The 25,078-nt window shown below is 61.4% G+C and carries 25 protein-coding genes; 22 read left to right on the top strand and 3 right to left on the bottom strand.

Annotation, left to right across the window (positions count from 1 at the left end; all coding sequences use genetic code 11):
• The first annotated feature begins 213 nt into the window (after nucleotides 1-213).
• The 5 genes from KP004_RS11915 to KP004_RS11895 all read left to right on the top strand — a co-directional run bounded on the left by KP004_RS11915 (nucleotide 214) and on the right by KP004_RS11895 (nucleotide 7,264).
• Complete coding sequence (locus tag KP004_RS11915) at nucleotides 214-804, top strand: DUF502 domain-containing protein (protein WP_216802527.1); 591 nt, start codon at nucleotides 214-216, stop codon at nucleotides 802-804.
• 10 nt (nucleotides 805-814) lie between these two features.
• Nucleotides 815-1,777, top strand: a complete 963-nt coding sequence (locus KP004_RS11910; protein WP_216798760.1) for a D-2-hydroxyacid dehydrogenase — start codon at nucleotides 815-817, stop codon at nucleotides 1,775-1,777.
• 977 nt (nucleotides 1,778-2,754) lie between these two features.
• Entirely contained in the window at nucleotides 2,755-4,404 is a 1,650-nt protein-coding gene (locus tag KP004_RS11905; RefSeq protein ID WP_216798759.1) for an AMP-binding protein, read from the top strand.
• A 127-nt stretch (nucleotides 4,405-4,531) separates the two neighbouring features.
• Nucleotides 4,532-5,722 carry a M24 family metallopeptidase gene (locus KP004_RS11900; RefSeq protein WP_216798758.1) on the top strand — a complete coding sequence of 397 codons (1,191 nt, stop codon included), beginning with the start codon at nucleotides 4,532-4,534 and terminating at the stop codon, nucleotides 5,720-5,722.
• Nucleotides 5,723-5,938: 216 nt separating this feature from the next.
• Nucleotides 5,939-7,264: a citrate (Si)-synthase gene (locus tag KP004_RS11895; RefSeq protein WP_199388241.1), complete on the top strand. Its 1,326-nt coding sequence runs from the start codon at nucleotides 5,939-5,941 to the stop codon at nucleotides 7,262-7,264.
• A 297-nt stretch (nucleotides 7,265-7,561) separates the two neighbouring features.
• Here KP004_RS11895 and amrA read toward each other — a convergent pair whose 3' ends face one another.
• The gene (gene amrA, locus KP004_RS11890; RefSeq protein ID WP_216798757.1) at nucleotides 7,562-8,113 is read right to left on the bottom strand and encodes an AmmeMemoRadiSam system protein A; all 552 of its coding nucleotides are present in this window, start codon (nucleotides 8,111-8,113) and stop codon (nucleotides 7,562-7,564) included.
• A gap of 482 nt (nucleotides 8,114-8,595) precedes the next feature.
• Between amrA and KP004_RS11885 the strand changes: the two genes are divergently transcribed.
• The 15 genes from KP004_RS11885 (at nucleotide 8,596) to coaBC (ending at nucleotide 22,425) form a co-directional block, all read left to right on the top strand.
• Nucleotides 8,596-8,796 (top strand): hypothetical protein, encoded by a 201-nt coding sequence (locus KP004_RS11885; RefSeq protein ID WP_183346630.1) that lies wholly within the window; start codon nucleotides 8,596-8,598, stop codon nucleotides 8,794-8,796.
• A gap of 147 nt (nucleotides 8,797-8,943) precedes the next feature.
• Nucleotides 8,944-9,357, top strand: coding sequence for a nucleoside-diphosphate kinase (gene ndk / locus KP004_RS11880; protein WP_183346629.1), 414 nt, complete (start codon nucleotides 8,944-8,946; stop codon nucleotides 9,355-9,357).
• Nucleotides 9,358-9,422: 65 nt separating this feature from the next.
• Nucleotides 9,423-10,454: a dual-specificity RNA methyltransferase RlmN gene (rlmN, locus tag KP004_RS11875; protein ID WP_216798756.1), complete on the top strand. Its 1,032-nt coding sequence runs from the start codon at nucleotides 9,423-9,425 to the stop codon at nucleotides 10,452-10,454.
• A gap of 62 nt (nucleotides 10,455-10,516) precedes the next feature.
• Nucleotides 10,517-11,380, top strand: a complete 864-nt coding sequence (gene mtnP, locus KP004_RS11870) for an S-methyl-5'-thioadenosine phosphorylase (protein ID WP_216798755.1) — start codon at nucleotides 10,517-10,519, stop codon at nucleotides 11,378-11,380.
• Nucleotides 11,381-11,469: 89 nt separating this feature from the next.
• Nucleotides 11,470-12,387, top strand: a complete 918-nt coding sequence (locus tag KP004_RS11865) for a PfkB family carbohydrate kinase (RefSeq protein ID WP_216798754.1) — start codon at nucleotides 11,470-11,472, stop codon at nucleotides 12,385-12,387.
• A 102-nt stretch (nucleotides 12,388-12,489) separates the two neighbouring features.
• Nucleotides 12,490-13,242: a tetratricopeptide repeat protein gene (locus KP004_RS11860; protein ID WP_216798753.1), complete on the top strand. Its 753-nt coding sequence runs from the start codon at nucleotides 12,490-12,492 to the stop codon at nucleotides 13,240-13,242.
• Nucleotide 13,243: 1 nt separating this feature from the next.
• Entirely contained in the window at nucleotides 13,244-14,113 is an 870-nt protein-coding gene (locus tag KP004_RS11855; protein WP_216798752.1) for a helix-turn-helix domain-containing protein, read from the top strand.
• Between the two features lie 239 nt (nucleotides 14,114-14,352).
• Nucleotides 14,353-14,733 carry a response regulator gene (locus KP004_RS11850; RefSeq protein ID WP_015719816.1) on the top strand — a complete coding sequence of 127 codons (381 nt, stop codon included), beginning with the start codon at nucleotides 14,353-14,355 and terminating at the stop codon, nucleotides 14,731-14,733.
• A gap of 33 nt (nucleotides 14,734-14,766) precedes the next feature.
• Entirely contained in the window at nucleotides 14,767-15,210 is a 444-nt protein-coding gene (locus tag KP004_RS11845; RefSeq protein ID WP_216798751.1) for a universal stress protein, read from the top strand.
• 88 nt (nucleotides 15,211-15,298) lie between these two features.
• Complete coding sequence (locus KP004_RS11840) at nucleotides 15,299-16,489, top strand: hybrid sensor histidine kinase/response regulator (protein ID WP_216798750.1); 1,191 nt, start codon at nucleotides 15,299-15,301, stop codon at nucleotides 16,487-16,489.
• A gap of 72 nt (nucleotides 16,490-16,561) precedes the next feature.
• Nucleotides 16,562-16,969 carry a response regulator gene (locus KP004_RS11835; RefSeq protein ID WP_216798749.1) on the top strand — a complete coding sequence of 136 codons (408 nt, stop codon included), beginning with the start codon at nucleotides 16,562-16,564 and terminating at the stop codon, nucleotides 16,967-16,969.
• Between the two features lie 10 nt (nucleotides 16,970-16,979).
• Nucleotides 16,980-18,551 (top strand): NAD(P)/FAD-dependent oxidoreductase, encoded by a 1,572-nt coding sequence (locus KP004_RS11830; RefSeq protein WP_216798748.1) that lies wholly within the window; start codon nucleotides 16,980-16,982, stop codon nucleotides 18,549-18,551.
• A 791-nt stretch (nucleotides 18,552-19,342) separates the two neighbouring features.
• The gene (locus tag KP004_RS11825; protein ID WP_216798747.1) at nucleotides 19,343-20,512 is read left to right on the top strand and encodes a 3'-5' exoribonuclease YhaM family protein; all 1,170 of its coding nucleotides are present in this window, start codon (nucleotides 19,343-19,345) and stop codon (nucleotides 20,510-20,512) included.
• Nucleotides 20,513-20,581: 69 nt separating this feature from the next.
• Nucleotides 20,582-21,211 (top strand): MBL fold metallo-hydrolase, encoded by a 630-nt coding sequence (locus tag KP004_RS11820; RefSeq protein WP_216798746.1) that lies wholly within the window; start codon nucleotides 20,582-20,584, stop codon nucleotides 21,209-21,211.
• Between the two features lie 8 nt (nucleotides 21,212-21,219).
• Nucleotides 21,220-22,425, top strand: a complete 1,206-nt coding sequence (gene coaBC / locus KP004_RS11815; RefSeq protein ID WP_216798745.1) for a bifunctional phosphopantothenoylcysteine decarboxylase/phosphopantothenate--cysteine ligase CoaBC — start codon at nucleotides 21,220-21,222, stop codon at nucleotides 22,423-22,425.
• A 6-nt stretch (nucleotides 22,426-22,431) separates the two neighbouring features.
• On the opposite strand, the gene KP004_RS11810 is transcribed toward coaBC, so the two are convergent.
• Complete coding sequence (locus KP004_RS11810; protein WP_216798744.1) at nucleotides 22,432-23,352, bottom strand: zinc dependent phospholipase C family protein; 921 nt, start codon at nucleotides 23,350-23,352, stop codon at nucleotides 22,432-22,434.
• 34 nt (nucleotides 23,353-23,386) lie between these two features.
• Here KP004_RS11810 and KP004_RS11805 point away from each other — a divergent pair, with 34 nt between their 5' ends.
• Nucleotides 23,387-24,142 carry a uracil-DNA glycosylase family protein gene (locus KP004_RS11805; RefSeq protein WP_216798743.1) on the top strand — a complete coding sequence of 252 codons (756 nt, stop codon included), beginning with the start codon at nucleotides 23,387-23,389 and terminating at the stop codon, nucleotides 24,140-24,142.
• On the opposite strand, the gene KP004_RS11800 is transcribed toward KP004_RS11805, so the two are convergent.
• The gene (locus KP004_RS11800) at nucleotides 24,139-24,555 is read right to left on the bottom strand and encodes a hypothetical protein (RefSeq protein ID WP_216798742.1); all 417 of its coding nucleotides are present in this window, start codon (nucleotides 24,553-24,555) and stop codon (nucleotides 24,139-24,141) included. The genes KP004_RS11805 and KP004_RS11800 overlap by 4 nt on opposite strands.
• Nucleotides 24,556-24,723: 168 nt before the next feature.
• Here KP004_RS11800 and KP004_RS11795 point away from each other — a divergent pair, with 168 nt between their 5' ends.
• Nucleotides 24,724-25,047, top strand: coding sequence for a BON domain-containing protein (locus tag KP004_RS11795; protein WP_216798741.1), 324 nt, complete (start codon nucleotides 24,724-24,726; stop codon nucleotides 25,045-25,047).
• Nucleotides 25,048-25,078: the final 31 nt, after the last annotated feature.

Genomic DNA, 25,078 nt, shown 5'->3' with positions numbered 1-25,078 from the left:
CGCTGTAGCAGTCCAGGGTGCCATGGCTACCTGGGCTAAATCCCCCCGCCCCCCTTCGCAAAGGGGGGAGCGTGCATGCAGGCTGAGTTGAAAGGAGCGTTCCGTGAGAGGGAATGGCACTGTCGGAGCCAGTCCCTTCTGGCGCATCCAAAAGCGTTGACACTGCGGCCACTTTGTTGCATAACGCAGACGAAGTCCATCATGGAGGCACAAGTGGAGAACATCATCAAGCATTTCAAGGGGAAATTCATCACCGGGCTGTTCGTGGTGGTACCCCTGGGCATCACCATATTCATCCTGAAGTTCCTGTTCAACTTCGCCGACGGCATCCTGGGGAGCTACCTCGACTCGCTGCTGGCCGCGCTCATCAACGACCACTCGTACATCCCCGGACTGGGGATGCTGACCGGCGTCATCGTCATCTACCTCTCCGGTCTGCTCGCGACCAACGTGATGGGGACCAGGATCCTCAGGTGGTGGGACGAGCTTTTCTCCCGCATTCCCCTGGTGAAGTCGATCTACAACTCCAGCAAGCAGCTGACCCAGGTGTTCAAGGAGGGGAAGACCTCCTACCGCAGGGCCGTCTTCGTCGAATGGCCCCGCACCGGCGTCCGTGCCGTCGGCTTCGTGACGGCCGAGGTGGAGCGCGACGGCGAGAAGCTGGTGGTGGTCTACGTCCCGACCATGCCCAACCCCACCTCGGGCTTTGCCCTGTTCTTCCGGGAGTCGGAGGTGTACGACTGCGGCATGAGCGTCGAGGATGCGGTGAAATTCGTGGTTTCCGGCGGCGTGGTGGTGCACTAGGGAGGTGCCCGTGAAGATCGTGGTGCTGGATGGCTATACCCTGAACCCCGGCGACAACCCTTGGGACGAGGTCGCCGCCTTCGGGGAGCTGGTGGTGCACGAGCGCACCCCCGAGGAGCTGGTGCTGGAGCGCTGCCGCGGCGCGCAGATCGTGCTTACCAACAAGACCCGGCTGTCCGCGGCGACCCTGTCGCAGTTGCCCGAGCTGCGGCTGGTCTGCGTGCTGGCGACCGGCTACAACGTGGTGGACCTCGCGCGGTCGGCGGAACTGGGCATCCCGGTGGTCAACGTCCCGGAGTACGGCAGCGATTCGGTGGCGCAGCACGCCGTCGCCCTGCTATTGGAGCTGACCAACCGGGTGGCCCAGTACGACGCCGCGGTGCAGCGGGGGGAGTGGACCCGTTCGGCCGATTTCACCCTGGTGGCGCAGCCGCTCACCGAACTGAAGGGGAGGTCGCTCGGTATCGTCGGGTTGGGGCGGATCGGTGCCCGGGTCGCTGCCGTTGCCGCTGCGCTTGGGATGGAGATTCTCGCCTGCAACCCGCGCCGCAAGGTGGCGCCGGACGGGATGGCGGTGCAGTGGCTCGAGTTGGACGAACTCTTTGCCAGGGCGGATGTGGTCAGCCTGCACTGCCCGCTGACGGCGGAAAACGAAGGGGTGGTCGATGCGGCCCGTCTCCGGCTCATGCAGCCCCACGCGCTGCTCATCAACACCTCGCGCGGCGGGTTGGTGAATGAGCGCGACCTGGCCGATGCGCTCAACGCCGGGGTGATAGCCGGGGCCGCCGTCGACGTCGCCGCCATCGAGCCTATTCCCGCCGACAGCCCGCTGCTGAGCGCGAAAAACTGCATCATCACCCCCCATATCGCCTGGGCCACCCTTGCCGCCCGGCGCCGCCTCATGGCGACGACTGCCGGCAACATTTCCGCTTTCCTCGCAGGCACCCTGCAGAACGTGGTGAACGGACTTTAGCTGGTCGAACCAATTCCCAAAAGCAGTTGCGCAAAGAACGCCGGGTACCCGCAAAGTATGGAAAGAAGACCTAAGACTTTAGGGTAAAACCAAACGCTCTCTTCGTGACCTTTGCGCCTGCTTCACGCACTTTGCGTAACTGCTTTAAAAGCTGTTGCGCGAAGAGCACCGAGTATCCGCAAAGTACGGAAAGAAGACCTAAGACTTTAGGGTAAAACCAAACGCTCTCTTCGTGATCTTGGCGCCTGCTTCGCGCACTTTGCGTAACTGCTTTAAAAGCTGTTGCGCAAAGAACGCCGGGTATCCGCAAAGTACGGAAAGAAGACCTAAGACTTTAGGGTAAAGCCAAACGCTCTCTTCGTGACCTTTGCGCCTGCTTCACGTGCTTTGCGTAACTCCTTTAAAAGCCATAGCGCGAAGAACCCTGGGGATCCGCAAAGTACGGAAAGAAGAACCTGGGACTTTGGGGTAACCCCAAAGACTCCCTTCGTGAACTCTGCGCATGCTTTGCGTTCTTTGCGTAACAGCTGTTTTGTTCTAACTATCTAAAGTCACGCTTCAAATTCTGTTTTTTCTCTCTGGTCCACACCGTTTGTGGAAAGCGCTGTGGAAAAGACGTTGAAGACAGGGAAAAGCCTTTGTAAATTGCCCGCCTCTGCAGATTGCCTACAGAATAGGCACCGTCACCGTAACGAAGTTTCTGTTGCACCATCAATGATTTCAGTAGCTTACGCTAAACACCCGGTCTCGCGGATAAAAAGTGTGTCAAGCATTTTCTGCAGGGCGTAGGGCGCTGGCGCACCTTCTTGCGGGCCGCCCTCCGCGATGTCGTTGTTGACAGCCACCGAACAAATGATCGGCATCCCTTAATTCTTGACATGCCACAGAAGGCTGTGTTAATTGGTAAAACCTTTTATTTCCAATGAGTTGTTTTTACGCGAACGACTGTTTGATGTGAAGAAACAGTAGGGGGGATCATGTCGAAAGAGATCAATTTGACGGTCGGGGCGCTTTTGGATGACATAGCCGGAAAATATCCGGATAACGAGGCGCTGGTCTACGTCGAGCGCGGTCTGCGCTACACCTACCGCGAGTTCAACGAGCGGTGCCGGCTGGTGGCCAAGGGGCTGTTGCGCATGGGGGTGAAGAAGGGGGATCACCTCGCCATCTGGGCCTACAACGTGCCGGAGTGGGTGACGCTGCAGTTCGCCACCGCCAAAATCGGTGCGGTGCTGGTAACGGTCAACACCAGCTACAAATCGGCGGAGCTTGAGTACCTGCTGAAACAATCCGACTCCAGCGTGCTCTTCCTGGTGCAGGGGTTCAAGGACACCAATTATATAGAGACGCTGGCGAGCGTGGTCCCGGAACTTGCCGCCAGCAGACCCGGCGAGCTCTCGAGCACCACGCTTCCCTTTCTGAAACACGTGGTATTCATCGGCGACGGGGCTCCCGACGGGATGATCAACTTCGAGCATATCGTCGAGCTGGGCGCGCAGGTTGCCGACACCGAACTGGAGGCGGTCGAGCGGACCCTCTCCATCCACGACGTGATCAACATGCAGTACACCTCCGGCACCACCGGGTTCCCGAAAGGGGTCATGCTGACCCACCACAACGTGGTCAACAACGGCTTCAACATCGGCGAGTGCATGCGCTTCACCGAGAAGGACCGTCTCTGCATTCCGGTCCCGTTCTTCCACTGCTTCGGCTGCGTGCTGGGCGTCATGGCCTGCGTCACCCACGGCACCACCATGGTCCCGGTGGAGATCTTCGACCCGCTCAAGGTGCTGCAGGCCATCGAGCAGGAGCGCTGCACCGCCGTGCACGGCGTCCCCACCATGTTCATCGCGGAACTGGAGCACCCCCGTTTCGCGGAATTTGACCTCACGTCGCTTAGGACCGGGATCATGGCCGGCTCCAACTGCCCCATCGAGGTGATGCGGCGCGTGATCCGCGACATGCACGCCAGCGAGATCACCATCGCCTACGGCCAGACCGAATCCTCGCCGGTCATCACCCAGACCCGCACCGACGACCCCATCGAGCTGAAGGTGGCCACGGTGGGGCGCGTGCTCCCCAACGTCGAGCTGAAGATCGTCGACATCGAGACCGGAGCGGAACTCCCCCCGGGCAAGCAGGGGGAACTCTGCACCCGCGGCTACCTGGTCATGAAGGGGTACTACAAGATGCCGGAGGAGACCGCCAAGGCGATCGACGCCGACGGCTGGCTGCATACCGGTGACTTGGCCGTCATGGACGAGAACGGCTACTGCAAGATCACCGGCAGGATCAAGAACATGATCATCCGCGGCGGCGAGAATATCTACCCGCGCGAGATCGAGGAGTTCCTCTACACCCATGCCAAGATTTCGGACATCCAGGTCTACGGGGTGCCGGACCGCAAGTACGGCGAGCAGGTGATGGCTGCCATCGTCCTGAAACAGGGGTGCGAGATGACCGAGGAGGAGGTGAAGGAGTTCTGCCGCGGCAGGATCGCCAACTACAAGATCCCGAAGTACGTCCGCTTCGTCGACTCCTACCCGATGACCGCCAGCGGCAAGATCCAGAAGTTCAAACTGCGCGAGATGGCGATCCGCGAGCTGCAGCTGGAAGAAAATGTCTGATCCGCAGGATAGCTTTTCTAATAACCCCTTGATCTCATTGACCTGCGGGGGTTGACGCGGTACCGATTGTGAGTTATCTTTCCTTCTCCTCCTCATGAGTCCTGCTCATGGGGAGAGGGGAGGGGATATGCGGCTTACGCCGAAGAATGAACTGGAATACCGCTACAGGAAACTGCAAGTCGAAATGGCGGCCGCGGGCATGGACGCGGTCCTCATGGTGCAAAACGCCGATCTTTTCTATTTCACCGGAACCGTGCAGACCGGTGTGCTCTACGTCCCCGCGTCCGGCGCTCCGCTCTACCTCGTGCGCAGGGATTTCATGCGGGCGCGCATGGAGAGCGGGCTCGCCCACGTGGTCCCGCTTCCTTCCCTAAACCAGTTGGCCGGCCTCCTCACCGAGCACGGCCACCCGCTGCCGCAACGTCTGGGGCTCGAACTGGACGTCCTGCCGGTCAACCTCTACCAGAAGTACCTCTCCCTGTTTCCCAACGCACAGGCGCTGGACGCCTCTCCCGCCATCAGGCGGGTGCGCATGATCAAGAGCCACTACGAAATCCACATCCTGCAGGATGCCGGCACCCAGGCCGACAAAATGTACCGGCGCGCCACGGAGGTGATCCGCGAGGGTATGAGCGAGGTCGAACTCGCCTCCGAACTGGAACGCGTGGGCCGCCAGGAGGGGCACCAGTCGTATGTCCGGATGCGCGCCTTCAACGGGGAACTCTCCGCAGTCCAGGTCCTTGCCGGCGCGGACGGCGCAGCTCCCGCCTGCACCAACACCGCGCTGGGCGGAATGGGGCTCACCCCCGCCTTCGGGCACGGCGCCAGCTACAACAGGATCAGACGCGATGAGCCGATCATCGTGGATCTGGCGAGCTGCTACGACGGTTACCTAGCGGACCAGACCAGGGTGTTCGCCATCGGTTCGGTGTCGGATCGCATGCGGCGCGGTTATGATGACATGCTGCGCGTCGAGGAGCTGATGGTGGAACTCGCGGTGGAAGGGGCCAGTTGGGGCGGGATCTACGACGCCTGCGTCGACCTGGCGCGGCGCATGGGGTACGCGGAGCACTTCATGGGTACTGCCGGCAACCAGATCTCTTTCATCGGCCACGGTCTGGGCATTGAAATAGACGAGTACCCTTTCATCGCGAAGGGGTTCGCCGATGAAACCCTGCAGGTAGGCATGGCCTTCGCCTTCGAGCCGAAACTCGTGTTTCCCGGCGAGGGCGCAGTCGGCATCGAAAATTCTTTTTATCTCTCCGAACAGGGACTTAAGCGTCTCACCTTCTCAAGCCAGGAACTGGTACTGCTCTAGCGTGAATTAAAATGTATGCAAAATACTAGAACACAATTTTTTTGTGTTGAAATTGGATCTGCGCAATGGTATACATTTGAAAAATCTTTGTATACAGTATACCTACCTCACGCAACCGGCCGAGTGTAGTCAATCGACCGGCACGGTGTCAGCGGGCGATTCGATTTGTAATTCAACGTATGTACCTCAACCCCAACAGCAAAGGAGATCTGGCACATGACGCAATTAAAAGAGAAGTTGTTTGAGAAGATCCAGGCCCACCGCCCCCGTATCACCAGGCTGACCAAGGAGTTCGGCTCCGTCGTAATCGACAAGGTGGACATCGGTCAGTGCATCGGCGGCGCCCGCGACATCAGGTCGCTCGTCACCGACATCTCCTATCTCGACCCGCAGGAAGGCATCCGTTTCCGCGGCAAGACCATTCCGGAGACCTTCGAGGCTCTGCCGAAAGCTGCCGGCTCCGAGTACCCGACCGTCGAGTCCTTCTGGTACTTCCTGCTGACCGGCGAAGTTCCGACCCTGGACCAGGTCGCCGCTGTTGAGGCCGAGTTCAAGACCCGCCAGGTTGTGCCCGAGTACGTCTACACCGCCGTACGCGCCCTCCCGAAAGAGAGCCACCCGATGGTCATGCTCTCCGTCGGCATCATGGCGATGCAGAAGGACTCCAAGTTCGCTGCCTTCTACAGCGGCGGCAAGTTCAACAAGATGGACGCCTGGGAGTACGTGTACGAGGATGCCAGCGACATCGTCGCCCGTATCCCGGTTCTCGCCGCATTCATCTACAACCTGAAGTACCGCGGTGACAAGCAGATCGGCATCGATCCGAAACTCGACATGGGCGCCAACTTCGCCCACATGATCGGTCAGAGCGAGCAGTACAAGGACGTGGCCAGGATGTACTTCATCCTCCACTCCGACCATGAGTCCGGCAACGTTTCGGCCCACACCACCCACCTGGTGCACTCGGCCCTCTCCGACCCGTACTACGCGTACGCCGCAGGCCTGAACGGCCTCGCAGGCCCGCTGCACGGCCTTGCCAACCAGGAAGTTCTGGGCTGGATCATGGAGTTCCAGAAGAAGCTCAACGGCGCCGAGCCGACCAAAGAGAACGTCACCAAGGCTCTCTGGGATACCCTCAACGCCGGCCAGGTTGTTCCGGGTTACGGCCACGCCGTTCTCAGGAAGACCGACCCGCGCTACACCGCGCAGCGCGAGTTCTGCCTCAAGACCCCGGGCCTCAAGGACGATCCGCTGTTCAAGCTGGTCGCCATGATCTTCGAGACCGCCCCGGGCGTCCTCACCGAGCACGGCAAGACCAAGAACCCCTGGCCGAACGTCGACGCACAGTCCGGCGTCATCCAGTGGTACTACGGCCTCAAGGAGTGGGACTTCTACACCGTTCTCTTCGGTGTGGGCCGCGCTCTGGGCTGCATGGCCAACATCACTTGGGACCGCGGTCTTGGCTACGCCATCGAGCGTCCGAAGTCCGTCACCACCGACATGCTCGAGAAGTGGGCTGCCGAGGGCGGCAGGAAGATGTAATCGGCTTTGCCGGCCAACTGTAATAAGAGAGAGGGGGCACTTAGGTGTCCCCTCTTTTTTTTGCAAGCAGTTACGCAAAGCACGCCAAGCATGCGCAATGGTCGCGAAGAGAGCCTTTGATGTTAAACCCGAAGTCCTAAAGCCGTCTTTGCGTTCTCTGCGGATTCTCTGCGTTCTTTGCGCTACAGCTTTTGACGTTGTGCAATAGTGCGGAAAGCGGAAGGGAGTGGGACAGGGAAGGGGAGGGGGAAGGCAAGCCGCTCAGGCGATGAGCGGCTCCCGACGTTGTTTACTTAATTACTGCTGTTCGCCGAATACCTCGGCGCTGAAGACGTAAAGGTCGGCCCCTTCTTTCCAGTCGTCCTTTTTGAGGCCGGCTTTGAGGGCGGTCTGGCTCAGGAAGGTTTCCCGGTCCCATTTGTGCTCCACGGCGACCTGGGGCAGCAGTACCCCGCGCGAGAAGTTCTTCTCCAGGTACAGCCCGTGTTTGCCGACCTCGACCTCCTCGGGTGAGGTGATCTTGCTGAGAGGGGAAAGCACGGAAATCTCCAACTCGAATTCGGCGAGGTCCGCCTCCTTCATGGGGTAGAAACGCGGATCGCGGGTGGCGGCGGAGGCGGCCATCTCCTGGACCAGTTGGTAGAGCGGCTTGTCCGAATTGAAATTGCCGATGCAGCCCCTGAGGGCTCCCTGTTTCTTAATGGTGACGAAGCACCCTTGGGCGGCCGTGAGCCTGTCGTCGGCCACTTGCTGCATCTTCAGTTTCCCGGTCTGGACCGTGGCGGTTATCGCCTCGCGGGCGAGTTGCAAAAGGAGTTTCTTGTCTGCGGTGTTGAGCGTATCGTTCACGGGTCCCCCTTGGTGGCGTTGCTCCGTGTCGCCGGAGATTAATTGGGCCAAAGTAATATATTTGGGAGCCGTTTACAAGAAAGAACCGTTGCCGAACCCTCGACTCACCGCAGTTTTTTCAGGTTCCGGTGGGTGAGCCGTACCGCCGCGGCGGGGCAGGAGGGGGCGGCCGGGGAGGACGTAGTTCTCCGGGATGCGTGTCGTGTAGGAGAGTTGCGAAGAAACGGGAGGTTACGCGCCGCGGCTCGGCGCTCGTTGTCGTTTTCCGGATCGGGAGGCGCCGAATATTCCGTATCCTGCATGTTTGGCCGCGCCATCCAAATGTTTGGCAAAATCTTCTAACTTTTTTTTGCGGTTTGCACCTTTAAAAAGTATTGACATTTCCGTGAATGCTAGTATATTCGCCCTTTGTTGTCGCACAAAAAAACCATGCGCCTTGCGCAGTAATGGTAAATCTAAAAAGAAAAGAGGTGATATCGTCAATGAAAAAACTGATCTCCTTGGCACTTTGCCTGGCTCTGGCCCTGTCCTTTGCTGCTGGCTGCAAGAAGAAAGAAGAGGCTCCGGCTGCTCCGGCTGCTGAGCAGGCTGCTCCGGCCGCTCCGGCTCAGGCTCCGATGTCCTCCGCTAAAGCTCCGGAAGCTGCTCCGGCTGCTCCGGCCGCTCCGGCTGAGAAGAAGTAAGCTGAAACAGGGTCTCCCTGTTTCACGAAGCCCACAGATTCATCTGTGGGCTTTTTTTGCGTCTCTATCCGGCCATTTGCCTTGACAACGCGGTGACCGGAATGCTAATTAGAAGGGTCGTTTACTACTATGGGTTCGGAGGAAACAATGGAAAGAACATTTGCCATCATAAAGCCTGATGCAGTGGAAAGAAACGTCACCGGCAAGGTGCTCGCCATGATCGAAGCCGGCGGGTTCAAGATCGTCGGCATGAAGAAGATCCTGCTTTCCAGGGCACAGGCGGAAGGCTTCTACTACGTGCACAAAGAGCGTCCGTTCTTCGGCGACCTCTGCACCTTCATGTCCCGCGGCCCGGTCATCGCGCTGGTGCTGGAGAAGGAAAACGCCATCGCCGACTGGCGCGGCCTGATGGGCGCCACCAACCCGGCCAACGCCGAGGCGGGCACCATCCGCAAGGAACTGGGCGTGAGCATCGAGGAGAACACCGTACACGGCTCCGACTCCCCGGAGTCCGCTTCCTACGAGATCCCCTATTTCTTCAACCAGCTGGAACTGGTTTAATCCGAAGCTGGTTCAGGCAGACCAAGAGCCCTTCGCGAGAAGGGCTTTTTTAGTATCCGGAAGGTATGGAAAAGACAGACATAAAGAATTTGACTCTGTCCGGGCTCGAGGCGTACATCTCGGGGCTGGGCAAGGAGCGTTTCCGCGCCAAGCAGATCTTCAAGTGGCTCTACCAGATGGACGCCATGGACTTCGACGAGATGACCAACGTCTCCAAGGAGTTTCGCGCGGTGTTGAAGGAGCGGGCCGAGATCAGCAATCTGGTCCCCGAGGCTGTCGAGGCCTCCGAGGACGGCACCCGCAAGTACCTGTTCAGGCTCGCCGATGGCGCCAGCGTTGAGAGTGTGCTCATCCCGGACGAGGGAAGAAACACGCTCTGTATCTCGAGCCAGGTCGGCTGCGCCATGAAGTGCGCCTTTTGCCTCACCGGCACATTCGGCCTGGCCCGCAACCTGACCACCGCCGAGATCGTGAACCAGGTCTGCGCCGTGAAGCGCGAGCACCCGGTGAACAACATCGTCTTCATGGGGATGGGGGAGCCCTTGGCGAATCTCGCCGCCGTGATCCCGGCGGTGCAGATCCTCACCGACCCGGACGGCTTCCAGCTCTCCACGCGCAAGGTGACCGTCTCCACGTCCGGCCTCGTTCCGGAGATGGCCGAGCTCGGCCGCGGCTGCACCGTGAACCTCGCGGTATCTCTGAACGCGACCACGGACGAGGTGCGCGACCAGATCATGCCGGTGAACCGGGCCTATCCCCTGAAGGAGCTCCTGGCCGCCTGCAAGGCCTTCCCGCTTCCTTCCAGGCGCTGGATCACCATCGAGTACGTGATGATACGGGATCTCAACGACACCCTGGACGACGCGAAGCGCCTGGTGCGCCTGATCAGCAACATCCCGTCCAAGGTGAACCTGATACCGTTCAACGAGCACGACGGCTGTTCCTTCAAGAGCCCCACCCAGGAGACCATCGACCGGTTCCACAAGTACCTTTTGGACAAGCACGTCACCGTGATCACCCGTTCCAGCCGCGGAGGGGACATCTCCGCCGCCTGCGGGCAGCTGAAGGGAAAGCTGGACCAGATGCACAACGATTAACGCGGCTGACACGACCAGCCGAACAGTACCTACTCTATATTCAATGACGCTGGAGGGAACTCATGGCTAACGAGGTAATCGGGGTAATCGGCGGCAGCGGACTGTACGAGATGGAGGGGATGACCGGGGTGACCCAGGTCACGGTGGACACCCCCTTCGGCCGCCCCAGCGACGAATACGTGACCGGCACGCTGGACGGGGTGCAGATGGTCTTTTTGCCGCGCCACGGCAAGGGGCACCGCTTCACCCCCAGCGAGGTGAACTACCGCGCCAACGTCTACGGCATGAAGAAGCTCGGCGTCACCCGGATCATCTCGGTGTCCGCGGTCGGCAGCCTCAAGGAGGAGATCGTCCCGGGACACATCGTGGTGCCGGACCAGTTCATCGACCGCACCCGCGGCTTCAGGAAGGACACCTTCTTCGGCAACGGCGTGGTCGGCCACGTCCAGTTCGCCGATCCCGTCTGCGGCGAGCTCTCCGACATCCTGTACCGCTCCGCCGGCGAGGTGGGGGCCACGGTGCACAAGGGTGGCTGTTACGTCTGCATGGAGGGACCGGCCTTCTCCACCCGCGCCGAGAGCCACCTGTACCGCTCCCTCGGAGCCTCCATCATCGGCATGACCAACCTGACCGAGGCGAAGCTCGCCCGCGAGGCCGAGATCTGCTACGGGGTCATCGCCCTGTCCACCGACTACGACTGCTGGCACGAGTCCCACGATGACGTCTCCGTCGAGGCGATCATCGAGATCATCAAGAACAACGTCGCCACCGCCAAGAAGATCATCCGCCGGGCCGTGACCCGCGTGGCGGCGGGGCGCGGCTGCGCCTGCGGTGACGCCCTGAAGTACGCGGTGATCAGCGACACCTCGGTGATTCCGGTGGAGACCCGGGAAAACCTGGAACTGATCCTCGGCAAATACCTGTAATACCCGCGCCGCACCCGCCGGAGCAGCCGGCGGGTGCCGTCGTGCCCTGCAACTCGAACCAACCAGATCCGCAACACACCGGAGGCTTTATGAGCATACTCGTCGTTGGATCCGTCGCGCTTGATTCCGTGCAGACCCCGTTCGGGGAGAGAGACCGCGTTCTCGGCGGCTCAGCCACCTACTTCTCCACCTCGGCAAGCTTTTTCACCGACGTCAACCTGGTTGCCGTGGTGGGGGAGGACTTCCCCGAGGAACACACCCGCTTTCTCAACTCGCGCAACATCGACCTCACCGGGCTTTCCCGCGTCCCCGGCCAGACCTTCCACTGGAAAGGGCGCTACGGCTACGACCTCAACGAGGCCCAGACCCTGGAAACCCACCTGAACGTCTTCGAGAGCTTCAAGCCCGTGATTCCCGAGGCGTATGCCGACGCGCAGTACCTGATCCTGGCCAACATCGACCCCGAACTGCAGATGGAGGTCCTGAACCAGGTGAAACAGCCGCGCGTGGTCGCCTGCGACACCATGAACTTCTGGATCTCCTCGAAGATCGAGGCGCTCAAGAAGGTGATCAGCCGGGTCGATTTCCTGATCATCAACGAGGGTGAGGCCCGCCAGCTCTCCGGCGAGGTGAACCTGGTCAAGGCCGCCCGCGCCATCATCGCCCTGGGGGTCAAGAACCTCATCGTCAAGCGCGGCGAGTACGGCGTGCTCATGTTCAACGGCCATTCCGTCTTCGCGGCACCCGCCTATCCCCTGGAGGAGGTCTTCGACCCGACCGGGGCAGGGGACACCTTTGCCGGCGGTTTCATGGGGTATCTGGCCAACACCGGCAACCTCTCCGACGAGGGGGTGCGCCAGGCGATCATCTTCGGCTCGGTGATGGCATCCTTCAACGTCGAGGCGTTCAGCCTGGACCGCCTGAAGACGCTGACCTATCCGGAGATCGAGGCGCGCTACCGCAGTTTCAAGAACATGACCCACTTCCAGGGAGTGGGGGAGCTGTGATTGTGCGGCTGCGGGGCGCCTGGTAAATGGCTCTTCATTGACAATGATGATCATATCTGTTAATTTTTCCCGGTGTATTTCCGCGAGTTTACCGTGAGGTTTATGATCCGTCCCAGAACCTTCATGCCGGTTGCCCTCCTCCTGCTTGCCTCTGGATGCGCCTTGAGCCAGGCTGAGAAGAACAAGTCCATCTATCACTACCAGATGGGGCAGTCCTTCTTTGCCGAGAACAACTTCACCGGCGCGCTCCAGGAACTGACCGAGGCGGAGAAGCTCACCCCCAAAGACCCCGAATTGCTTAACCTTCTGGGGCTTACCTATTTCCGCAAAGGACGCTACGAGCTCGCGGAAGCCAAGTATCTCAAGGCGCTGGACCTGCGGGAGAACTACTCCGAGGCGCGCAACAACCTCGGGGTCAACTACCTGGAGATGAAGCGCTGGGACGACGCCATCGCCCAGTTCAAGGTGGTCCAGGAGGATCTCTTCTTCCAGGGGCAGGACAACGCCGCGGGGAATCTCGGGCTCGCCTACTTGGGCAAGGGGGACTACCAGCAGGCCCTGGCCGTCCTGCGCGGCCTGGTCGCCAAAAACGGCAGCGACCCCCGCACCAGGGTGAACCTTGGGCGGGTCTACTTCGCCATGAACAAGACCGAGCTTGCCGTTGAAGAGTATCAGAAGGCGCTGCGCCTGACCCCTTCCTACGCGAGCGCTCACTACCACATGGGCCTGGCCCAGATGAAGTTGAAGGACGCCGATGCCGCCAAAAGCGCCTTCCAGGAAGTGGTGCGGATCGCCCCCGATTCCGAGATGGGGCAGCTCTCCAGGGAGTACCTGGACCTGCTCAAGGTGAGGTAACGTGGCAGAGCCAGATGTTGAAAACGGCGCGGAAATGCCGGTTGGGGAGTACCTGCGCAGTGTCCGTGAAGCGAAGGGGCTTGAGCTGGAGGAAGCCTCCCGCGTCACCAAGGTCGGCAAGAACTACCTTGCCGCCATCGAGCAGGGGGATTTCGGCAAGCTCCCCAACGCCGCCTACATCAAAGGATTTCTGAGACTCTACGCGGGCTTTCTCTCCCTGTCCGGGGACGAGGTGGTGGCCCGCTACGAGAAGGGACTGGCGCCTCCTCCGGGAGCCCAGCCCGAAGCGAGCGCTCCGCGCGCCTCGCATGCCCCGCGCGCGCAGGGGATGGCCCCGCCGACCGGGATCGATACCCTGGAGCGGGCCCGGATCCGCAACCCCGGCCGCTGGATCGTGCCGGCGCTGCTTCTGGGCGCCGTGGTGATCGCGGCGCTGTTCTTCACCGAGGGCGAGCCCCCCAGGGTGCAGCCTCCCCCGAGTGCCCCCGCACCGGCCGCTTCCCCGGCGCCGGCGCCGGTCGCCCAGCCCGTGCAGAAGCCGGTGAGCAGCGCGCGCAACGCGGCTGCCCCGGTGCCGGCCGGGACCGAGACCGCTCCGACATCGCCGGCGGGCAAGCAAAGCGGCATCGTGTTGCGGCTTCGTTTCAACCGTGACAGCTGGCTCAGCATCACTATCGACGACAGCATCTCCCAGCGCTACGACCTGAAAGCGGGTGACATCATCGAGTGGAAGGGACAGCGCTCCTTTGCCCTGGATCTCGGTGACGGCGGCGCCGTCGAGGCCGAGTTCAACGGCAAGCCGTTGAAGGCGCTGGGCGAAGCGGGCAAACCGGCGCATGTGGAACTGAAGGGCGATCAGCCGGCACCGTGACGGCGAGGAGCAGGCAGCGTTTTAGACGAGGGCGCTGAGGCTTTAATGGGAAGGGCGCCTTACGGGGGTGTTTCCTGCCGACGGCAACATGGTCCCCCCCTTGACGCCGCAAGCCTGTTGCGACAGGTAGTTACACCTTCTCGACATTATCGCGGCCGCAGCGCGCAACCGCGCTTGACACATCTAACCGCAGTGTTAGAATCAATCCTGCGGTTTTTAATAAGAATCTGGAGCCGATCTTGCCAAAGCAGCCGAAGCGAATACTAGTAGTAGACGACGAGGAGAATGCACGCATCGGCCTCTCCCGGTTGTTGGCCAAGGAAGGGTTCCTGGTAGACAGTGTGGCAAACGGGTTCGAGGCCCTCAACTACCTGCGCGAGCAGGAGGTGAACCTCATCGTCACCGACATCAACATGCCGGAGATGAACGGCATCACCTTCTTGAAGGAGTTGAACCGCAGTTACCCGGCGAGCAACGTGATCATGATCACCGCTTACGGCGGCGTGGAATCCTACATCGAGGCGATGAACCTGGGTGCCTTCGAATACATCAACAAACCGGTCAAGATCGACGAGCTGAAGTCGATCCTGAAAAAGATCTTCAAGGAAACGAGCCACTGAGCCACTGACCCAATGGCCGAACGGGGGGAGCAGATGCCAAGTTTCGACAAGATTCTCTTCGCCACCGATTTCTCCGAGAACTCCGACCACGCCTTCCGCTACGCCCTCGCGTTGGCCCGGCAGTTCAATGGCCGGCTGACCATCATCCACGTCATCAACGAGCCGGTGGACCTGCGCGGCTTCTACGTCCCGCACGTCTCCTTCGAGAACCTGGAGAAGGAGATCGAAGAGGGGGCGCAGAAGATGATGGCGACCTTCGTCGCCAACAACATCGCCGACTTCAACAACTACGAGACGGCGATCGTCACCGGCGTGCCGTGGGAGGAGATCCTGAGGCGGGCCGAAGCAGACCGCTCCTCCTGCATCGTGCTGGGCACCCAGGGTAGAAGCGGCATCGACCACCTGCTGTTCGGCTCCACCGCCGAGCGCGTGGTTAGAAAGGCACACTGCCCGGTGGTCACCGTCAGACTCCCCTGACGGTCGCGGCATACATCCATGCGGGGCAGCGTTCGCTGCCCCTTTTTTTTGACGAATGCTATCACAACGGGAAGGAGCAGGCCCCGATATGACCACTACGGAGAAAGAGCCGCGCGGCCGCGTGCTGATCGTCGACGATGAAAAGGTCATCCTCGATCTCACCGGCATCATCCTCAAAAACCGCGGCTACGAAGTATTCACCGCACTGAGCGCGCAGGAGGGGCTGGCGACCATCGAGGTCGAGCGCCCCGAGCTGGTCCTTTTGGACTACATGATGCCGAACATGGACGGCCTCACCGCGCTCAAGGAGATCAAGAGGCTCTACCCCGACACCTACGTGATCATGTTCACCGGCAAGGGGAGCGAGGAGATCGCCGTCGAGCTGATGAAGGCGGGCGCCTCCGACTACATCCTCAAGCCCTTCAACAACCAGGACCTCGTCGAGCGCATCGAGAGCGTCCTCAAGCTGCGCGGCATCGAGCTGCAGAACAAGGCCCTCTTGAGCGAGCGCGAGAGGCTTCTGGCCGAGATCGCGGACTGGAACCGCGAGCTGGAGGCGCGGGTACAGGAGAAGAGTGAGGCCCTTTCCCGGGCCCAGGCCGAGGTGGTCCAGTCGGAAAAACTCGCCTCGCTTGGCTACCTCTCCGCCGGGATGGCGCACGAGATCCGCAACCCCCTCAACTCCATCGCGCTCTTCGTGCAGCTCATCAAGGGGGGGCTGGACGAGCCGGAGCGCCAGGAATACGTCGACAAGATCCTGAAGGAGGTGGACCGGATCGACAACATCCTCGGCAAACTCCTGGACGCCTCGAAGCGCCCCAAGTTCGAGATCAGCGAGGTGCGCATGGACCGCGTCCTGGAGCACACACTCGAGGCGTTCACGCCGCAACTGCGCCAGAAGCGGATCAAGGTGGTGCGCGACTACAGGAACATCCCGCCCGCCATCAAGGCGGACCCGATGGAGATCGAGCAGATCTTCACCAACCTGTTTTTGAACTCCATCCATGTCATGCCCGAGGAGGGGACCCTGACCGTGGAGCTCGACCAGGACCAGGATTACATCAGCCTCAGGGTGTCCGATACCGGCCCCGGCATCCCGCCGGAGAACCTCCCCAACATCTTCGACCCTTTCTTCACCACCAACAGCCGCGGCACGGGGCTCGGGCTCTCGGTGGTGCTGCGCATCGTGAAGACCTACCGGGGGAAGATCGAGGTGGAGAAAAGCGACCCCACCGGCACCACCTTCGCGGTGCGCCTGCCGCTCAACGCGCCCAGGTAAGGGGCGGTTTCCACTTTTCTTTTCGGCCGCATTTCTGTATGATGGCCCATTCCATCATGCCTTGAGGTCGAAATGACAGCAGAGAACAGGGGCAAAATCCTCCTGGTAGACGACGACAAGTTCTTCCTGAAGGTGATGTCCGATGCCTTCACCGGCGCGGGCTTCGCCGTAGTGACCGCAGAGGACGGCCTCCTCGGGGTCGAGGCCTACGCCGCCGAGGACTTCGATGCCGTCATAGTCGACCTGGTGATGCCCCGGATGGGAGGGGTGAGCGCATCGCTGGAGATCGGGCGTCTGGCCAAGGAGCCGGACCCGATCATCATCCTGTTGACCTCCATGTTCCAGGGCGCCCCGCACGAGCACCCCATTCCCGAGATGGGCGCCAAGGTGCACATCCCTAAATCCACCTCTCCGCTGGACATCGTCATCATCGTCGAACAGCTCCTGGAAAGAAAACGGCGCGACACCGGCGCCGCCTGACGGACACCCCATGCCATTTCTGTTACGTAACCTCACCCTGGTCCCCGGGGTGGAGGAGAGTGCGCTACGCCCGCTGGCTGCTGCCAAGCTGGGGGTGCGCGAATCGGAGATCACGGCGCTCACCCTGGTCAGAAAAGGGGTCGACGCGCGGAAAAAGGGTGCCATCAAGCTGGTGTACACCGTCCAGGTGACCCTGAAGGATGAGTCGCGGGTCCGCCCTTCAGGCGACCTGTCCCGGGTCGAGGCGGGAGCGCCGCTGCGGTTCCCGAGGCTTGCCTCCGCGGAGCGCATCGTCATCGTCGGCATGGGGCCGGCGGGACTCTTCGCGGCCCTGCGGCTCGCCGAGTACGGGCTTACCGCGCGGGTCATCGAGCGCGGGCGCGACGTGGACCGGCGCGCCTCCGACGTGTCGCGCTTCTGGCGCCTGGGCGAGCTTTGCGAACAGAGCAACGTGCAGTTCGGCGAGGGTGGTGCCGGGACCTTCTCCGACGGCAAGCTCACCACGAGGGTGAAGGATCCCAACTGCGGGTGGGTGCTGCAGCGCCTGGTCGACTTCGGTGCGCCCCCCGAGATCCTCTACGCCGCCAAGCCCCATATCGGCACCGACCGTTTGCGTGCGGTGGTGCGCGGCATCCGGGAACGCCTCATCGAGACCGGTTTCCGGATCGGTTTCGAGAGCCGGCTGACCGGCATCGGCATCGCCCAGGGCACCGTGCAAAGCATCGTGGTGAACGACGCCGACGAAGAGCCGTGCGACTCCCTGGTGCTGGCGCCGGGGCACAGCGCGCGCGACACCTACGCCCTTTTGAATGAGCTGGGGGTGACCCTGGAGCAGAAGCCGTTCGCGGTGGGGCTCCGGGTGGAGCACCCGCAGGCACTCATCAACGAGATCCAGTACGGCCGCAACGCGCATCCCGCGCTGCCGCCGGCGGAATACGCGCAGACCTACAACAACGAGGCGACCGGGCGTGCCGCGTATTCCTTCTGCATGTGCCCCGGTGGGGTGGTCGTGGCGGCCGCCTCCGAGGCGGGGGGAGTGGTGGTGAACGGCATGAGCGGCTACCGGCGTAACGGCCCGTACGCCAACAGCGCCCTGGTGGCCACCGTGGGGCCGGCGGACTTCGGCGGGCATTCGCCGCTTGCGGGAGTCGAGTTCCAGCGCGAGCTGGAGCGACGCGCCTTCGTGGCGGGAGGGGAGAGCTACCGGGCGCCGGCCCAGAGCCTGCTCGACTTCATCGGGCGGGGCGGGGGGCGGATCCTCTCCAGCTACCGTCCCGGCGTGACCGAGTATGATCTCGCCTCGCTGCTCCCGATGCCGGTCGTGGCGACCTTGAGGGAAGGGATCGAGCACTTCGACCGCAGGATGCGCGGCTTCATCAGCGCCGAGGCGACGCTTACCGCCGTCGAAACCCGGACCTCCGCGCCGTTGCGCATCTTGCGTGGGGCGGATCTGCAGTCCCTGAGCCACCGCGGCCTCTATCCGACCGGGGAGGGTGCCGGTTACGCCGGCGGCATCATGAGCGCCGCGCTGGACGGCATACGCGTGGCCGACGCCATCGCGGCACGGATCGCCGGAAGCTAAAAGCCGTATCGCAAAGAACGCGTAAGTATCCGCGAAGAGCGGAAAGAAAGACTTTGGGGTTTAACAACAAAAAGCCTTCCTGGTGTGCTTTGCGCCTACTCGGCGTGCTTTGCGTAACTGCTTTTAAAAGCGGTACCGCAAAGAACACGGAGTATCCGCGAAGAACGGAAAGAAGGATTTTGGGTTTAACAACAAAAAAGCCTTCCTGGTGTGCTTCGCGCCTACTTGGCGTGCTTTGCGTAACTGCTTTTAAAAGCGGTATCGCAAAGGACGCGGAGTATCCGCGAAGAGCGGAAAGAAGGATTTTGGGTTTAACAACAAAAAAGCCTTCCTGGTGTGCTTTGCGCCTCTTGGCGTGCTTTGCGTAACTGCTTTTAAAAGCGGTATCGCAAAGGACACGGAGTACCCGCGAAGAACGGAAAGAAGGATTTTGGGTTTAACAACAAAAAAGCCTTCCTGGTGTGCTTCGCGCCTACTCGGCGTGCTTTGCGTAACTGCTTTTAAAAGCGGTATCGCAAAGGACACGGAGTACCCGCGAAGAACGGAAAGAAGGATTTTGGGTTTAACAACAAAAAAGCCTTCCTGGTGTGCTTCGCGCCTACTCGGCGTGCTTTGCGTAACTGCTTTTAAAAGCGGTATCGCAAAGGACACGGAGTACCCGCGAAGAACGGAAAGAAGGATTTTGGGTTTAACAACAAAAAAGCCTTCCTGGTGTGCTTCGCGCCTACTCGGCGTGCTTTGCGTAACTGCTTTTGACTTAACATGGAGCTTTCAACACAAGGAGCCTTACTTTGAAAAAAACCGTTGCCGAAATAAAGGACCGCGATGTCGTCGAGGCGGTCTTCCTGGTCAAGGAAAAGATCGTCGCCATGGCCAAGAACGGCAAGCCGTACCTCACCCTGAAGCTGATGGACAAGACGGGTGAGGTCGACGCCAAGGTCTGGGACAACGCCGACCAGGTAGGCTCCCTCTTCGATCGCAACGATTTCCTGGCGGTCAAGGGTAAGGCGAGCGTCTATCTCGGCAAGATGCAGCTCATCGTTTCCGAGCTGAAGCGGGTCCCCGAAGAGTCGGTGGAACTCGCCGATTTTCTCCCCGAGACGGATCGTGACATCAAGGCCATGGTCGCCGAACTGCACGCCATGGTGGCGACCCTTACCGATCCCGACCTGGCGCGTCTTTTGCGCTCTTTCTTCGAGGACCCGGAGCTCCTGGCCCAGTACCGCACCGCACCGGCGGCCAAGGGGATGCACCACGTCTACCTGGGGGGACTCCTGGAGCACTCGCTCGCCGTGGCGAAGCTGGTCGACGCCATGGTGCCGCTCTACCAGGGGCTGAACCGCGATCTCCTCATCACCGGGGCTCTGCTGCACGACATCGGCAAGGTGCGGGAGATGACCTACCTGCGCTGCTTCGACTACTCCGACGAGGGGAAACTGATCGGCCACATCACCATCGGCGTCGAGATGCTGCAGGAGCGGATCGCGAAGCTCCCCGACTTCCCGGTCGAGCTCGCTATGCTGCTGAAGCACATGATCCTGTCGCACCACGGCCAGTACGAGTACGGCTCGCCCAAGCGCCCGAAGACGCTGGAGGCGACCATCCTGAACTACCTGGACGACCTCGATTCCAAGATCAACGGCATCAGGACCCACATCCGCAAGGAGCCCGACAACCCATCGCGCTGGACCTCGTACCACCGCCTCTACGACCGCTACTTCTTCAAGGAGAAGCCGCTCGCGGAGCAGGGGGGAGGGGAGCCGGCCGAGGCCCCCGGGCACGCTGCCTTCCCCGACTGCCTGGAGCCTTCCGAGCTGATGCCGGAAACGGTACCCGCTCCAGCTCCGCAGATGAGCGAGCCGGAGCGACCCGCGCCGGAAAAGCCGCGCCAGGAACAGCGGGGCGGCGACCAGGGGCGTAAATCCTTCAGCAACAACCCCTTCGCCATCCTGAAGAAGTGATGGCATGCCGCATCTACCGGAGAGCCCCGCACCTCACGGACCGGAGGCTCCCAGCACGGAGGAATTGCCATGTTATTCGAGACCATAGTGGTGGGCCCCTTGGGGGTGAACTGCTTCATCCTGGGGGACAAGCAGAGTAACGAGGGGATCGTGGTCGACCCCGGCGCCGACTGCGAGATGATCCTCGCCGCGGTGAGGGAGTTCGGGCTGAAGGTCAAGTACATCATCAACACCCACGGCCACTTCGATCATATCGGCTGCAACCGGACTCTCAAGGAGAAGACGGGGGCGCAGCTTCTGGCTCACAAGGAGGACGTTCCCTTCCTCGTCAACGCCGGACGCTCCGCCCAGAAGTACGGCCTGAACGTCGAGGACTCTCCGGAGCCCGACGCCTTTCTCACCGACGGTATGAAACTGGCCTTCGGGCGGCGCGAGATCGAGGTGCTGCACACCCCCGGGCACACCCAGGGCGGGTGCTGCCTCTACCTCGCCAACGAAAAGCTGCTGATCACGGGTGACACCCTGTTCGCGGACTCGGTCGGGCGCACTGACCTCCCCGGCGGCGACCACGGCCAGTTGATCGATTCCATCCAGAAAAAGCTCATGCCGCTGCCGGACGACACCATCGTCTGGCCCGGACACGGCCCCTCCAGCACCATCGGGCAGGAGCGGCGTTTCAACCCGTACCTCAACGAGTAGGGGGAGCCATGCTCAAAGGCAAGGAGATCGTTCTCGGCGTCACCGGCGGCATCGCCGTCTATAAGGCGGTGGAGCTCTTGCGCCTGCTGGTGAAGGCCGGCGCCAACGTGCACGTGGTGATGACTAGGTCGGCCACCGAATTCGTGACGCCGCTCACCTTTCAGACCCTGTCCCGCAACCCGGTGCACCTGGAGCTCTTCAACCTGATCTCGGAAGAGAAGATCGGGCACATAGCGCTCGCCGACCGCGCCGACCTCTACATCATCGCCCCCGCGACGGCCAACGTCATCGGCAAGATCGCCCACGGCATCGCCGACGATCTGCTGACCACGACCGTGATGGCGACCCGGGCGCCGGTGCTGATCGCGCCCGCGATGAACGTCAACATGTACCGCAACCCGATCTACCAGGAGAACGAGGCGCGGCTCAAACAGCACGGCTACCTCTTCGTCGCCCCTGCCTGCGGCATGCTGGCCTGCGGCTATGAAGGGGAGGGGAAGCTGCAGGCGCCCGAGGTGATCTTCGAGGAGGCCGTGGCGGCCCTGACCCCGAAGCGCCTGGCCGGAGAGAGAATCCTGGTCACCGCGGGGCCGACCCTCGAGGAGATCGACCCGGTGCGTTACATCAGCAACCATTCCTCTGGCAAGATGGGATACGCCATCGCGCGCCAGGCCCGTCTGAGGGGGGCGGCAGTGACCCTGGTCACCGGCCCGAGCTGCCTGGCACCGCCGGTCGGGGTGGAGGTGATCCGGGTGCAGAGCGCTCAGGAGATGCGGGACGCGGTGCAGGGGTGCCTTTCCCGCATCGACGTCGTCATCAAGGCGGCCGCCGTGGCTGACTATCGCCCGAAGACGCGCGCCGGGGAAAAGGTCAAGAAGAGCCAGGAGAGCCTCTGCATAGAGCTGGAGAAGAACCCGGACATCCTGGCGGAGCTTGGGGCAAACAAAGGGGGACGCATCCTGGTCGGTTTCGCCGCCGAAACCCAGGACCTCGTGCGCAACGCGGGAACGAAGCTCAAGGCGAAGAACCTGGATATGGTGGTGGCCAACGACGTCTCCCAGGAAGGCGCGGGCTTCAACGTCGACACCAACATCGCCAAGCTGTTGTTCGGCGACGGGCGCGTCGAGGAACTTCCGATGATGGGCAAAGAGGAACTGGCGGGGGTGATCCTGGAAAACGTGGAGACGTTGCGGGCGGCGAGGAAGAAGAAGTAGTAGGCGCTACTTGGAGAGGATCTGCAGCAGCAGTTCCGGCTCGCAGATCGCTTCCTTGAGTTTCAGCTTCAACTCGTCGAGCTCCGCGTAGGCCTGAGGCTTGGTGATTTTGCCGGTGCGGTACAAAAGGCGCAGATTCTTGCGCACCGCCTCCGCCGCCGCCAGCGCCCGCTCACCGGTCGGGTCGGCGTGGAAGAAGCGTGAGGAGTCGTCGTTGTTCAGGAAATCGAAGACGGCTTCCTGGGCCAGCTGCATGTACTCCTCCCGGTCGTTTTCCTCGAGGACGTAGCTCGAACTGTCGGATAGGGTCTGCAGGATGCTCTGCCATTTCTCCAGGCGGCTCACCAGCAGGATGGAGTTGAAGATCTTCTTGTTGGTGCCGAAGGAGAAGATGGTGTCCGAGAGAACCTTGCGCAGCAGCTGGTCGTTGCTGCTGAAGTGTTCCAGCGAAACCTTCTTCGCGGTCTCCCAGATCTCCTTCTCCACGTAGTTTTCGAAGCGCATCTCCCAGTAGGCGTGCTTGAGGGTGAGCGAGGAAAAACTGCGCATCACCTTGTAGGGGACGTAGTAGTTGTGGGCGATGCAGTCCGCGGCCAGGTGGCTGAGATACCCGTAGGCGCAGGCCTGCTGGGCGGGATCGCCGGCCTTGTCCAGGACCCGGTGCCCGATGCGCCAGCGGTGGCAGTGCTGCAGGTAGTGGGTGAACTTCTTGCCCAGCGTGATGTCGGCGGCGATGGTGCCGTAAAGGAAGTCGTAGGGATGGGCCGAGATGATGGCGGCGACTGCCGGCTTCAGGGCGTCCAGGTTGTTCAGCACGTTCATGCCCAGTTGAAGGTGCACGCCGGCACCCCAGGCGAGGGCCTGCTCGGGGAGCGCCAAGACCAGCATGGATGTGACGAGCAGTAAAAGCGGCATGCCTTCGAGCATAGTTAATGAAACCGGAAATGTAAAGGGGTTTAGGATGGCGGAGATGGAGGAGCGGGAGCTGCTGTTACGCTCGCTGAAAGGGTACCTGGTGGATCTCGCCGACAGCGGTGTGGACGATCTCGTCTTTGCTACCGGCACCGTCACGGCTCCGCCTTTGGCCGCTGCATCCTCCGGTGCGTCCGTCGCTCCTGCGGCCGCAGCAGCTCAGGCACAGGCACAGGCGCAGGCGCAGGCACAGGCACAGGCACAGGCACAGGCACAGGCGGCGATTCCAGCCGAAGCGGTGTCGGCCGAGGCTGCCGTGTCCGCCGCCGCACCCGTAGCATCTGCGGCGGCAGTGTCCTCCCCGGCGCAGGACGCGGAAGTTCCGTGCCGCCAGGAAGGAAACCCGCAGGCGCGCCTGCTCTTCTTGATGGCCGGCCCCGGGTACGACGGAGCCGCGGGGGACCTGCTGGCCAAGATCATCGGGGCCATGAAATTCACGACGGACCAGGTCTGCCTGCTGAGCTTCGATGCGGAGGGAGACGTAGCCGGCGTGGCGGCCGGCGTGATCAAAAGGATAGAGACGGTAGCGCCTGAGGCGGTGGTTGCGCTGGGTGAAGAGGCGACGGCGCTGCTTCTGGGCGGGAGCGCTTCACTGGAGCGGGTACGCGGCAAATGGCACGACGTCCGGGGCAGGGCGGTCATGCCGACCCTGCACCCCGAGCTGTTGTTGGAGGACGAGGGGCTCAAGCGTCACGTCTGGGAGGACATGAAGCTTGTGATGCGCCGACTGGCCGGAGCGGCCTAGCGCGGGTTGGTGCATGACTTCAATTTGCCGGTTTCGAACAGCGCGATGGGCTGCTGCTCGACGCAGGTCTTTCCGTCCACCTCGGCCCGCGTAGCCAGGACACAGCTCTCCAGCTTGCCGGAGGGATAGAAGCTGATCAAGCTGTACTCGTTGCAGACCAATGCCTCGTAATAGAAAAAGTTCTTGGTGATGCAGCTTTTGAGCATGCCCAGCTCATAGAATTCCGCAGTTGAGAGCGTGTTGCACGTCACACCGCTCAAGATGGTGACGTCGCCCAGGTTGCACGATTTGAGATCTCCATTGGGATAGTAGATGATCTCCGAGCCGGCATTGCAGATGGAGGCGTCCAGCGCCTGTGCCTGTTCGGTTGCGACGGCCATCAGGAACATCAGTATCAGCAGCGTCCGCTTCATTGATCACCTCCGGCTCCAGTATTGACTCCCCCCGAATAACCCCGCCAAGTATAGATTCCCTGTTGGAGAATTCAAATCAATCCTTTCCCCGTTTCTTGACTCCCTTCTTTGGTTAGCTATCCTTAATCGGCTTTAAGGTGGCCAATTTCAGTCAGAAAGGAGATCGTCATGGCTAAAAAACATCGCATCATCACGGTCCTTGTCAGTGCCTGCCTGCTCACTTCCCTCGTCGGTTGCACCCACGACACCCGCACCACCAAACACGAGACTGCGGAGGAATACGTCGACGACGCGGCCGTCACCACCCGCGTCAAGGCCGCCATCTTCGACGAACTGGCGCTGAAGACCTTCCAGATCAACGTGACCACGTACCAGGGGGTGGTGCAACTGAGCGGGTTCGTGGATTCGGCTGAAAACGCGAGGAGGGCGGGTGAAATCGCCCGCGGCGTGAAGGGAGTGAGGGAAGTGAAGAACGACCTGATCACCAAGTAGCGGAGCAAAAAAAAAGCCCCCTCCTTTATGG

The sequence above is a fragment of the Geomonas oryzisoli genome, from assembly GCF_018986915.1.
Classification (GTDB): domain Bacteria; phylum Desulfobacterota; class Desulfuromonadia; order Geobacterales; family Geobacteraceae; genus Geomonas; species Geomonas oryzisoli.
This window is presented reverse-complemented; position numbering and strand designations above follow the sequence as displayed.